Annotated in this window: 12 protein-coding genes and 1 tRNA gene; 6 read left to right on the forward strand and 7 right to left on the reverse strand. The window is 58.0% G+C overall.

The features are described 5' to 3' along the window. Positions 1-115: 115 nt before the first annotated feature. The 3 genes from CRO62_RS07060 to CRO62_RS07075 form a co-directional block, all read right to left on the reverse strand. Complete coding sequence (locus CRO62_RS07060; RefSeq protein ID WP_097099697.1) at positions 116-1,303, reverse strand: M24 family metallopeptidase; 1,188 nt, start codon at positions 1,301-1,303, stop codon at positions 116-118. 555 nt (positions 1,304-1,858) lie between these two features. Next, entirely contained in the window at positions 1,859-2,608 is a 750-nt protein-coding gene (locus CRO62_RS07070; protein WP_097099698.1) for an SDR family oxidoreductase, read from the reverse strand. Next, positions 2,605-3,219, reverse strand: a complete 615-nt coding sequence (locus CRO62_RS07075; protein ID WP_097099699.1) for a nucleoside 2-deoxyribosyltransferase — start codon at positions 3,217-3,219, stop codon at positions 2,605-2,607. Before CRO62_RS07075 ends, CRO62_RS07070 begins: the two co-directional genes overlap by 4 nt. A 182-nt stretch (positions 3,220-3,401) precedes the next feature. Here CRO62_RS07075 and CRO62_RS07080 point away from each other — a divergent pair, with 182 nt between their 5' ends. The 4 genes from CRO62_RS07080 to CRO62_RS07095 all read left to right on the forward strand — a co-directional run bounded on the left by CRO62_RS07080 (position 3,402) and on the right by CRO62_RS07095 (position 7,518). Then, positions 3,402-4,028 (forward strand): ribonuclease D, encoded by a 627-nt coding sequence (locus CRO62_RS07080; RefSeq protein WP_004431923.1) that lies wholly within the window; start codon positions 3,402-3,404, stop codon positions 4,026-4,028. 82 nt (positions 4,029-4,110) lie between these two features. Next, positions 4,111-5,343 (forward strand): hypothetical protein, encoded by a 1,233-nt coding sequence (locus CRO62_RS07085; RefSeq protein WP_097099700.1) that lies wholly within the window; start codon positions 4,111-4,113, stop codon positions 5,341-5,343. 50 nt (positions 5,344-5,393) lie between these two features. Beyond that, complete coding sequence (locus CRO62_RS07090; protein WP_097099701.1) at positions 5,394-5,702, forward strand: hypothetical protein; 309 nt, start codon at positions 5,394-5,396, stop codon at positions 5,700-5,702. Between the two features lie 259 nt (positions 5,703-5,961). Then, positions 5,962-7,518 (forward strand): hypothetical protein, encoded by a 1,557-nt coding sequence (locus tag CRO62_RS07095; RefSeq protein ID WP_097099702.1) that lies wholly within the window; start codon positions 5,962-5,964, stop codon positions 7,516-7,518. A 100-nt stretch (positions 7,519-7,618) separates the two neighbouring features. Here CRO62_RS07095 and rpsA read toward each other — a convergent pair whose 3' ends face one another. After that, entirely contained in the window at positions 7,619-9,319 is a 1,701-nt protein-coding gene (gene rpsA, locus CRO62_RS07100) for a 30S ribosomal protein S1 (RefSeq protein WP_004431908.1), read from the reverse strand. A 149-nt stretch (positions 9,320-9,468) separates the two neighbouring features. Beyond that, positions 9,469-10,149, reverse strand: a complete 681-nt coding sequence (cmk, locus tag CRO62_RS07105) for a (d)CMP kinase (RefSeq protein WP_038494660.1) — start codon at positions 10,147-10,149, stop codon at positions 9,469-9,471. A gap of 198 nt (positions 10,150-10,347) precedes the next feature. Here cmk and CRO62_RS07110 point away from each other — a divergent pair, with 198 nt between their 5' ends. Together CRO62_RS07110 and CRO62_RS07115 are read left to right on the forward strand one after the other, a co-directional pair. Beyond that, positions 10,348-10,737 carry a TIGR02300 family protein gene (locus tag CRO62_RS07110; RefSeq protein WP_004431900.1) on the forward strand — a complete coding sequence of 130 codons (390 nt, stop codon included), beginning with the start codon at positions 10,348-10,350 and terminating at the stop codon, positions 10,735-10,737. Between the two features lie 152 nt (positions 10,738-10,889). Continuing rightward, a tRNA-Ala gene (locus tag CRO62_RS07115) sits at positions 10,890-10,965 on the forward strand. Positions 10,966-11,036: 71 nt separating this feature from the next. Here the strand turns inward: CRO62_RS07115 and CRO62_RS07120 are convergent. Together CRO62_RS07120 and CRO62_RS07125 are read right to left on the reverse strand one after the other, a co-directional pair. Next, on the reverse strand, positions 11,037-11,537 hold the full coding sequence (locus CRO62_RS07120) for a hypothetical protein (protein ID WP_097099703.1): 501 nt from the start codon (positions 11,535-11,537) through the stop codon (positions 11,037-11,039). Between the two features lie 73 nt (positions 11,538-11,610). After that, a complete protein-coding gene (locus CRO62_RS07125; RefSeq protein ID WP_097099704.1) occupies positions 11,611-11,985 on the reverse strand; it encodes a PAS domain-containing protein in 375 nt (124 codons plus the stop codon). Positions 11,986-12,131: the final 146 nt, after the last annotated feature.

Here is a 12,131-nt window from a genome sequence, read left to right on the forward strand (position 1 = left end):
GTCCTTTCCCTCTTTTTCTGAGTTTATGCGACCCCGTTTTAAGGGGCCTACCTGTCCTGGTCAGCGACGACGCGGAGCCCCCGTGTCGCCGTTCGGTCCTGTGCCTCCCGACCAATTACCCGGCGACCGGCTGGAACAGCCGGTCGAGGTTCTTTTCCGGCGGGCAGAACCAGCGTGGTCCCGCCTCCGTCATATAAGCTATATCCTCGAGACGGACGCCGCATTCCCCATAAACGCACAGCATCGGCTCGATGGAAAAGCACATTCCCGGCTGAAGAGCCGTGGCATTTCCTGCAACGATATAGGGTTCTTCGTGAATATCCAGCCCAAGCCCATGGCCGGTGCGATGCGGTAGACCCGGAACCTGATAATCCGGCCCAAAACCGGCCGCTTTCAGGCTGTCGCGCGCGGCCTTATCCACGTCCGAGCAGGCAGCACCGACCCGGGCCGCGTCAAAGGCAGCAGCCTGCGCGTCCCGCTCGGCGTTCCAGAGAAAACGCTGCCGTTCCGTCGGCTGGCCGAACACATAGGTGCGGGTGATATCCGAACGATAGCCATGAAGGATGCCGCCGAGATCGACCAGCACCATGTCGCCGTCATCAAGCGTCTGCGCATAGGGCACGCCATGCGGATAAGCCGTCGCCTCGCCGAACTGAACCGCCACGAAAAGCGGCTTCATGCCAAGCGCAACATGTGCGGCGTTAACGAAGTCAGCCACTTCCGTGGTGGATATGCCGGGACGCAGCCCCTCGAACACGGCCTTCTGCACGCCGTAGCTCGCATCCATCGCCGCCTGGATGATGGCAATCTCGGCGGCGGATTTGACCTGCCGCTGTGCGACGATCATCGGTTGGGCGGAAATGATGCGGCCTTCCAGACGCTGCATCAGGGCCGATGCGAAAACGAAAGGAGTGGCAGGATCGATCGCGACAAGGTGGCCGGGACAACCGAGCGCTTCGATGCGCTTTGCCATCAGGTCAAAAGGACTTTCATCCTCTTCCCAGACGGCAACTTCGCCCTCGATACGGATCATCGTCCGTAGTTTCGGCTCTTCAAACGCAGGACTGACATAGACCGGCTTGCCTTCTGCCGGCACCAGGGCGCCGTGAATGCGCTCCGAAAGACCAAGCGACAGGCCAGTATAATAGGTCAGCGACGATGATGCATCGAGCCAGACCGCCTTGATATTTTGCTGGATTAGTTGCGCTTGCAGGCCGCGCAACCGCAACCCGAGCTCGTCTTCAGCGATCGATGAAACCGCGATCGGCTGAAACCGCTTCAGCGCCTCTTGAAAGTCTGCCATTCTCTCCCCGCCGCTTTCAGGCGCACAGACACAAGCGTGTCGGCAACTCCCAAGCGTTCTTTTGCCAATGCTTAAACATAGGCCGGGGCCTAAGCAATGGGCCAACACCATGCACCGCCACAAAACTGTGCATATTCATCTAGACATAACGAAATCGTGATCGACACGCGCCCGATTTCGACAATCATTGCCTTGACGGGAAAATCAAAAATCCCCCGGAAACTTAAGGGGAAAAGCGGAGTATCGGTCATCCGGGCGCAGACGGCGCGCAGAAACCTGACCGCAAGATGCATCGGAAAAAGAAGCCCAGAAAAGGAAAAAGCCTGCCGCGGGAGGAGGTGCGGCAGGCTTCAAACTTGATCGGCGATTGGGAGGAGGAGTACCACCGATCCGCATCGAGCGACACTGGGAGGAGGAGTGCGTCGCTTCGATGATTTGAATATAGCGGTATCCGAGATTTTTAACAGAGCAAGTCTCGCAATGCAGCATTGCATTTTTGCATAGCTCGAAAATTCCTGCTTTGTTTTTTAGCACTCCCGCAGAAAACGTTGGAAATCAACTTTCCCGATGCACCTGAAAACCGGCAAAGGACTGGTTGACCGGCATGAGTTCGAGGCTGTTGATGTTGATATGTTTGGGCTGCGAGGCGACCCAATGGATCGTATTGGCGATATCCTCGGCCGTGATCGGATTGACGCCCTTGTAAAGATTGTCCGAGGCATCCTGATTGCCGCCGGTGCGAACGAGCGTGAATTCCGTTTCGCACATGCCCGGTTCGATCGAGGTGACGCGCACGCCCTTGCCATGCAGGTCGGAGCGCAGACCGAGCGAGAATTGCCGCAGGAAGGCTTTCGTTCCGGCATAGACATTGCCGCCCGCATAGGGCCAGTGCGCAGCTACCGAGGAAAGGTTGACGACAATGCCCTTGCGGTCGATCAACGTGGGCAAAAGATGGTGGGTGATGTTCAAAAGACCGGTGATGTTGGTGTTCACCATGGTCTGCCAGTCTTTCAGCGGCACCTGCGGTGCAGGTGCGGTGCCGAGCGCAAGCCCCGCATTGTTGACGAGAATATCAATGTCCCGGAAACCTTCCGGCAAAGCCGCAAGTGCCTTTTTAGTGGCATCTTCGTCGGTAACATCGAAGGCAGCGCCGTGAAAGGCGGAGCCGAGTTCTTGCGCCAGCGCCTCCAGCCGTTCCGCCCGCCGACCGGTGCCGATGACCTTCCAGCCTTCCTTGACGAAGCGCCGCGCCGTGGCCTGTCCGAAGCCGGACGTGGCGCCGGTGATGAGGATGGTACCGCTCATGATGATGTCTCCAGTAAATTCGTTCTATCGGGATCAGTCTGTTTCAATAATCTTTCAGCGGCAGCCGCCAGACAGAGCTTGTAGGCCTCGAGATCCGTATAAAGGGCCTCTGCCGTGGCGTTGCCGACGATGACGACGCCGCCGCGCCGCAAAATTCCGCCGTGCAGCATGAGATTGTCGACCATGTCGAAATTCTCGATCGACAAACCATCCGGGCCGCGATAGCGCCCTGTTTCATCGATTGCGGCAACACCGTTATATTGCGCCTTGATGCGGGTGAAGTGATTGGCCGCGACATTGGTGTAGGCGAAAACCGGCTTGCCCAGCGCGCACATGAACCCCAGTTCGTAGCTCGTTCCCGTATCGGCGGCGATGCCGCGAAACGGCGTGAGATTGGCGATGACCGCATCCGCTTCCAGCATCATCCGCTCGTCTATGGCATTGATGTTGCAGCCGTGGCCGATTTTCGTGTCCGCGGGCGGAATTTCCAGATCGCCCGGCGAAAGCGGCGTAAAACCGGCCTCGCGTGCAAGCGAGGCCTTGAGGTCGAGCATTTCACGGGCATTCGGGAGGAAGACCTCCGGCCCGGCGAGATAGATTTTCTTTGTCATAGGAAATTTCATACAATTTGGAGAAACAGGATTTCCGCAAACCTAACCCGGAGACTTTCGCAAACGCAAGTACCAAGGGGACATGCGACAAGGCACGTCGGAGCGACCTACAAAACGGTATCGTCAAACCTGTCTTTCCGTTATAGCCGGAGCAACGAACTGGACATTCTCGGAGCAAGACAATGGCAGCAACCATCCGTTATCACGAAGGCGATATTTCCGCCGCAGATGCCGCACGCTACCTTGGCGCCATCGCAATCGATACGGAAACACTGGGGCTGGTGCCACGCCGCGACCGTCTCTGTGTCGTTCAGCTTTCTCCTGGAGACGGCACGGCGGATGTCATCCGCATTGCTGCCGGCCAGAAGGAAGCTCCAAACCTCACCCATATGCTTGCAGACCCTGCCCGGCAGAAGATTTTTCACTATGGCCGTTTCGATATCGCCGTTCTGTTCCACACGTTCGGTGTGACGACGACGCCGGTTTTCTGCACCAAGATCGCCTCCCGCCTGACCCGCACCTATACCGACCGGCACGGGCTGAAGGACAATTTGAAGGAAATGCTCGAGGTCGACATTTCCAAGGCGCAGCAATCGTCCGACTGGGCAGCAGAAAAACTGTCACCCGCACAGCTCGAATATGCCGCCTCCGACGTGCTGCATTTGCATGCGCTGCGCGACAAGCTGACCCACCGACTCGTGCGTGATGGTCGCCTCGATCATGCCGATGCCTGCTTCGCGTTTCTGCCGACCCGTGCCAAGCTCGATCTTCTGGGCTGGGACGAAACGGATATCTTCGCCCATAGCTGAGCGCTTTCACGCTTCGTTTAAGGACTGATTTACCGAAACTGCCTATTCTCGGCCGCAACTTTGGGTGGCCGGGGACTTCCAGATGATTACACCGTTGCAGCAGACGGCAAGCATTGCAGTCAGCGACCTCATGCGGTCGATGGTGGAAACCATTGAGGAACGCCATCGCGAAGAGCAGGAAAAAGCGAACGGCACCAAAAAAGACGAGACGATAAGGACCCAGCCGCAGCCGGACCAAAGCCATCGCGTTGCCAATGAAAAGATAAGCGCCTATCTGTTCGGCGCCATGAAGCCTGATGGCGATGCCTTCGCCTCACTTGTCTCCCGTTTCTCGTCTGCGCTTGGCATCACCCAGGAAAACGATGAATCGAACGCCGCTTTCGCGCAGAGGCTTCAGGACGCGCTGACGCTAACCGACGGCTTTGAAAAAACCGGCGCGACAGGAAAAGCCACGACGATTTCGCTGAAATCCTTCGGCGTTTCGGAAGCGCAGGTCGTGGAAGTCCTGAATAACGGCGTAACCGCCAAGACCGCGCCCATGGCAGCTCTTGCCGCACGCATTGCCCAAAATGCCGGCCTGACGGGCAAGGAAGGAGATTTTGGCGTGCAGATGTCGAAAGCAATCATGGCAGTGCGCGCCACCGCACCCAAAAATGTCACTGATCTCGAAGAATCGACTGGCCTCAAGGAACTTGGTATTTCCGCGCAGCAGATGATCGCCGCAATCGCAAACCCATTTGGCGATGCGGCACGCGCCGTGAAGAATGCGCTGAACGAGCAGGCGCAGGGTACCCAATTCATGACACGGGAAACGATGAAGGTCATCCAGCGCCTGGAAGACGTTGCCGATCCGAAAACCAAGGAAGAATTGCAGGCCGAACGCGGCAAAAACCGCATGGGCGAAATCAACGATGCCGAAGTTGCGGCCGAGCGGGAAGAGGATATCCAGACCCGAGACGCGCAGGGCAAGCTGGAGGATGTGCAAAAACTTCAGGACGTCGTGAAGGAACACATAGACGCTACCGCCGAAGAAAAAGCGCAAGGCACTGACGGGCAAGGCCCGGTCGATATTTCATCGGAAATCGCCCTGATCTCCGTGCTCGCGGCAACGCCATCAAGCGAAACGGCCCCGGCTGAAAATGACAACGAACCCGCAGAGACAGACGCCGCCGCCAAGACGGAAGCCGATCAGAAAGACGACGCCGAAAAACTGCTTGATGCTCAGGCAGTCGTCGATAACGCCCGCAACGCCATTTTGCCGATCTCGATAGACGACAATGGAATTTATGCACTGCTGAAGAAGAAGGCGGCATGATCTCGCCGCTACCGATAGTCACTTGAGCGAAACATGATGTGAGTTCAAAAATGTCTCAAATTTCCGGCATATCCGGCAGCGTCGGCCTCGATGCCGAACCGAATGCGGCGCAAGCGCTGCTCTCCATCGCCGCTCCGCCGCTGGCGCCGAATGACGACAATTTCGTTGCCGCAAGCGAGGAAGACAACCTCATGGCCCCCGTGGAAAATCGCCCCGAGAGAGGTTTTCCCAAGGCAAGCTGGCTCGACGCGATGCCACCGGAAGCCTTTGAGGCAGCGGATAGCGAACCGGACCATATTTCATCGGTCAATTCCGACGATAACGGGCTTTACCGCATGTTCATCAGCGTCTCTCCCTGATTGCCATATCGACACGATTTTTATGGTTAGCGAATTCTTAATATCTACGGCCCAGACTCAGGGTTGATGATTCTGTGTGCATCGCGAAGAGCTGGCATTCCTGCCAGCGACGCACACGGCGCTCCCGCATGAGCGGGCGAGATGACACCTGTACATCACCGGCGCGGCAATCTTTCAACATAGGCCAAATGCGGATCAGAGAGCCAGGGACTGGCCCTTTCGCAGCCAGCGGCGGTAATCGATAGGAACGGAGCGCAGCATGTTACCGCCTGTACCGAAAATTCCGGCAGCCGATGCCGCCTATGGAGCCGCAGCCTCGCAGACGCAGCGCGGGGAGCCGAAGGAGGCCGTACAGCCGCAGGCAAGCAATCTTGCTCCCGATAATGGCAGCAGTCTTTTCGCCAAAGCCGCAGTCACCTCGCTCGCCAGCGAATATCAGCTTTCCCGCAGCACCGCCGTTCTGGCGGAGGCGCTTGGCAAGCTGATGAACCTGCCAAGGCGCGATGGCGAAGCCATTCAAACCTATGTGGTGCGCCTGACGGATGCGCTGCGCGCCCTGCCCGCACCGCAGCGCCTGGCGCTGGAACAACAGGTCAGCAAAATCCTGCAGGGGTTGAGCCTTTCGATGCTCGCAGAAATCCTGAAACAGCCAACCGGGCCGGATGCCGCAAGGCTTGCGCTGCTGATCGAGCTTTCCCGCTACAAGGGAACGGATCTTGCGGCGAAGGCGGTGGTGTCCTCTTATCAGCAGAACAATTCGGCCAACCCGGTGACCGCGCAGCCAGTGCAAGTAAGACAGCAGAACGGCCCGAGCCAGAATACTGACGGCCGCCCAAACCCGGCAACGACCACCACAACAACAGCACAACCGGCAAACGCCGCCGCGCCCGGCCGGCTGTTGCCTCTGCTTATCGGCCCGCTCGCCCAAAGCGCCGCCGCGATAAAAGCCATGGTGGCGGCGCAGGCAGCGCCGCAAGGCCCACAGGTCAATCTTCCCGCCCCACCTGTCGACATGTCCGACTCTCCGCACGATGCGGCAAAACCGGAAGGGAAAGCCGAAAACACGGCACGTCCGCTTCAACCGCAAACCGGCAACGCGTCAAAAGAAGCGCCGGCAGAGGCCCGCACGGCAAATCCGCCACGGACCGAGAACGGCGAGATGCGCCCTGCGCTCCAGCATCGGGACACGATGAAGCCGGAGCCGAAGGAAACCCGCACTACCTTGAACCCGCCATCCGGCCAGTCCACGGCTGGCGTCAAGGATATGGAAAACCTGCTGCTTGCTGCCGTGGCCGGCAAACTTCCCGCCAAGGCCACCACCGCTGGCCAGCTTTCCGCCACGCCACCGGGCGCCATACCGCAACCACTCGAAGAACAGCCTGCCGAAAAAACTCCCCTCGCTACGCCCATCACCCACCCGACCGGTGAGGATGCGGAGACGATTGCCAACCGGCCAGAAGCCCAGCCCATGCCGCGCGCCGCTCTCGACCCGGAAGCAAGAATGGCGATGCTGGAACAAACGGCTTCGCAATCGCTGATCGCTGCGGCTCTGGCAAAAGACGGCACGCCGTTACCGCTCGTCGCATACCCACCGGCGGAAGAGGACCACGAATCGGAAACGCCGCATCGCGGGCGTGGTCCATTTTCCGAGGATGAGGCGAATGGCGAGGCGGAGGGCGAAAATTCCGACGGTCAGGACGAGATGGAAGAGCGGGTGGCCGCCAATGACGAGATTGGCGATGGGGAAAATTCGCGGACAGCGGCTTTCGACGACAGTGCGGAAAATTATTACCTCAAGATGAGTGGCATGCACTGAATTCCGTGCCGCCCATTGGCCTATGACACGAACACGGCAGCCAACAAAAAACCCGCCGGAAAATTCCGGCGGGTTCTTTATATCAAACGATCTCTAGCGATTATTCGCTGCGGTTCTTCAGAGCCGCACCGAGGATGTCGCCGAGCGAAGCGCCAGAGTCGGACGAACCGAACTGTGCGACGGCTTCCTTCTCTTCAGCGATTTCCAGAGCCTTGATCGAAAGCATGACCTTGCGGTCCTTCTTCGAGAAGTTGACGACGCGAGCGTCGAAAACCTGGCCAACTGCAAAACGCTCCGGACGCTGATCGTCACGATCGCGTGCGAGGTCGTTGCGGCGGATGAAGGAGGTGATGTCCTCGTGGTTGACGAGCTTCACTTCCACGCCACCGTCGTTAACGGCGATGACTTCGCACGAAACGACTGCGTTCTTGCGCAGGTCGCCGGACGTTGCGGCTTCACCGACAGCATCCTTGCCGAGCTGCTTGATGCCGAGCGAGATGCGTTCCTTCTCGACGTCAACATCGAGAACGACGGCCTTGACCACGTCACCCTTGTTGAACTCTTCGATGACCTGTTCGCCCGGACGGTTCCAGTCGAGATCCGACAGGTGAACCATGCCGTCGACATCGCCTTCGAGGCCAATGAACAGGCCGAATTCGGTCTTGTTCTTGACTTCGCCTTCGACTTCAGTGCCGGCCGGATGGCTGAAGGCAAATGCCTGCCACGGGTTTTCCAGCGTCTGCTTGAGGCCGAGCGAGATACGGCGCTTGGACGGATCGACTTCGAGAACGACAACGTCGACTTCCTGGCTCGTGGACAGGATCTTGCCGGGATGTACGTTCTTCTTGGTCCAGGACATTTCGGAAATGTGGATCAGGCCTTCGATGCCCGGCTCCAGCTCGACGAATGCACCGTAGTCGGTGATGTTCGTGACCGTACCGGAGATCTTCTTGCCAACCGGGTACTTGGCGGAGATGCCATCCCACGGATCGGACTCGAGCTGCTTCATGCCGAGCGAGATACGGTGGGTTTCCTGGTTGATGCGGATGATCTGAACCTTGACCTGCTGGCCAATGTTGAGGATTTCCGAAGGATGGTTGACGCGGCGCCATGCCATGTCGGTAACGTGCAGCAGGCCGTCGATGCCGCCGAGGTCAACGAACGCACCGTAATCGGTGATGTTCTTGACGACGCCGTCAACAACCTGGCCTTCTTCGAGGTTCTGAACGATTTCAGAACGCTGCTCGGCGCGCGACTCTTCGAGAACCGTGCGGCGCGAAACAACGATGTTGCCGCGACGCTTGTCCATCTTGAGGATTTCGAAGGGCTGCGGGTTGTGCATCAGCGGGGTAACGTCGCGGATCGGACGGATGTCGACCTGCGAACGCGGAAGGAAGGCAACAGCGCCGTCCAGATCGACGGTGAAACCACCCTTGACCTGGTTGAAGATAACGCCTTCGACGCGCTCGCCAGCTTCGAACTTGGCTTCGAGCTTGACCCAGCTTTCTTCGCGGCGAGCCTTCTCGCGCGACAGAACGGCTTCGCCGAGTGCGTTTTCGATGCGCTCGACGTAAACTTCGACTTCGTCGCCGACCTTCAGCGTGCCGTCCTTGGACTTCGCGCCGAATTCCTTCAACGGTACGCGGCCTTCAACCTTGAGGCCAACGTCGACGATGGCAACGTCCTTCTCGATTGCCGTTACGATACCCTTGGCAACATAGCCTTCGGCAAGATCGTTAGAGGCAAAGGATTCTTCGAGAAGCGCTGCGAAATCTTCGCGCGTGGGGGTAGATACTGACATGAAATCTCCTGATTGCATCCGCGCGAGAGCGAATACAAAAGCGCCGGTGGGCTAGCGTTGTTGATACCCGAACCCATGCCCGCCTTTTCAAAAGGCTTCCCGGCGCAAGGACATGTCTTCAGGCAATTCCGGACTAAACGCGGACCAATTCAAGCGGTTCCGCGAAAAACCTGTTTCTTCAGGGCGGCGTCGATAATCATCCGCGCGGCCTGAAACGCCGCCTCTATACTCATTTCCGACGTATCTAGCAAGTGCGCGTCTTCAGCCGGTTTCAGCGGGCTGTCGGCTCGTCCCATGTCGCGCTCGTCGCGTTTCTTCACCTCGGCGAAAATGGCGTCGTAATCGGCAACGCTGCCGTTGGCGACGATTTCATCATAACGCCTGCGTGCCCGCACGTCCGGCGAAGCGGTGACGTAGAGCTTCACTGGCGCCTCCGGGCACACCACCGTGCCGATGTCGCGGCCATCCAGAACCGTGCCCGGTTCCTTTGCGGCAAACCGCTGCTGCGCTGTCACGAGCGCGCGCCTCACCGGCGTCATCACCGCAATCCTGGACGCCGCCTCGCCGATATCGTGCCTTGAAAGCACCGCGCGGTCGAGGCCGGCAAGGTCGAGTTGCAGCGCCACCTTTTCAGCGACGTTCTCATCATCGAGCGGCAGGCCGGCGTCAAGAAGTGCCTTGGCCGTAGCTCTGTAGGTCAGCCCGGTGTCGAGATGATGGAAACCATAGGTCTCCGCAATCTTGCGTGACAAGGTCCCTTTGCCCGCCGCAGCTGGCCCATCTATGGCAATCGTAAAGGTCATGAAGCTTTCTGCCTGTGCGTCCATCATTAATACAGTAGAGTGCGCCGGCCTCCAATCTTTATGAGCAACCTGACATACAAGTCGCATCATGGGAGGGCGGCCTCCAAAGTTTGTCTTTGACACGAAAGACCGCAACGATTAAGGGGACCGGCTAGAAATTTTACCGTCTATGCCGGTTTTACGGCGTACACACCGAAACTCATTCGACAATTTGAGGCTTAGACAGTGGCAAAAGCGGACCTTGGTACCAAGCGCACAGACCCCGATACCGGCAAGAAGTTCTACGATCTGAACCGCGACCCGGTCGTTTCTCCCTATAGCGGCAAGTCCTGGCCGCTCTCCTTCTTTGAAGAAAGCACCGCTCAGGCAAAGCTCGAGCAGGCTGAAGAAGAAGAAGTCGCGGAAGTCGATGCCGAAAACACGGAAGTGGAACTCGTATCGCTGGAAGACGCCGACGGCGACAACAGCGGCGACGACATCCCGGACCTGGGCGACGATGACGACGACGTGGAAATCGGCGACGACGACGACACCTTCCTCGAAGCCGACGAAGACGACGATGACGACGACATGTCCGGCATCATCGGCGTACCGGGCGACGACGAAGAAGCTTGATCTTATTGGATAAACCAGCCCGGCGACAAAAAAATGAAGCCGGGCTGTTTTTTGTGCTTGCACTCTTCGATTAGCCGAAGTAGTAAGCCGCCACCGAACGGAACAACAGCCGCTTCGGTTCCCGGAACCGGACGAAATGCCGGAACCCTTATGGGGCTATAGCTCAGCTGGGAGAGCGCTTGCATGGCATGCAAGAGGTCAGCGGTTCGATCCCGCTTAGCTCCACCAAACCTTTTAAAATACAAATTTCCATCTTCCAGCACGGGCTTTCGTGCGGCATTGTCTGTTCTTCGTGTTGACTATTGCAAGAGCGCCCGCACATCCTGCCCATTGATCCGGCATTCCACTGACGGAACGCCGCCTCCTTCTTCCAGCATGCGGCATTCGAGATATTTGCCACGCAGGCGGTTCTCCAGCGCCTTGAAGGCGTTCAGGCCGCAGGCATAACGGCGGCCGTCAGGTCCGGCGCAAACCCGGTTGCGGTCGATGTCTTCCACGCCGGCGAGGCGGAACTCCTGTCCTTTGAAGGTAAAGCGGTTGTTGGACGCAACGCGCAGGCGCTGATCCGCGTATATTTTCAGAGGGTATGGATCGGGCGGGGTCGGAATACGCTCATAATTCTGATGGCGGGGATCGACCCGGACCGGAGAGGTTGTCCACAGCGTTTCAGTGTTTGCGGAGAGGCCAGCTGCTGGATATGCCGCCTCGCCATTCATGAACGAGGCGATGCGGATGCCGGCTATACCAAGCCCCGTGACCAGCACGATCTGAAACAGCAAAATGAAAACCTGCCGAACCATGTCACCGCAACATCAAAACAATCGACAAGAAATAGATCGGCATTTTTTCAAAACAGGCCGAACACGATAAATATTACATCAATAAAATCTTGCGCGAGGTGATGTCTCGCACCGTGCCCATCGCCATGATTGGAATGCGGTCACCATCAAGGATAACCCTGCCCGTTGTCCGCAGCCAGCGAAAATCGCCGGATTTGAGTTCGATACGGTATTGCTGATCATAGAACACGCCGTTCGTCAGCGAGTTGTGAACCGCCTTGGCCACGCGCGCGCGCGAGCCGCTTTCGATCTGATCTATGAAATCCTCCACGGGAATGCCGCGGGCGGCTTTCTCTTCGGAAAATTCGCGCAGGCGAGCCGCCACAGCATCCAGATAAACCAGATTCTGCCCCACGTTCCAGGTGTAATAACCCACAAGTGTTTCTTCGAGAGATATATCCTCTAACATCGGCCTTCTACATTATGGATGCTTTTGACGCGGGTCTAACATAAAGGACGATACGCGACTAACCACAAGCACTTATTCTTTTGTCTGATCGCTACGTAAAGTTTTACATGCGCGGCGGCATCCGCGTTTCCCCGCCCGCTTGTTGG

This window comes from Rhizobium sp. AN6A, assembly GCF_900215635.1.
Taxonomy (GTDB): Bacteria; Pseudomonadota; Alphaproteobacteria; order Rhizobiales; family Rhizobiaceae; genus Agrobacterium; species Agrobacterium tumefaciens.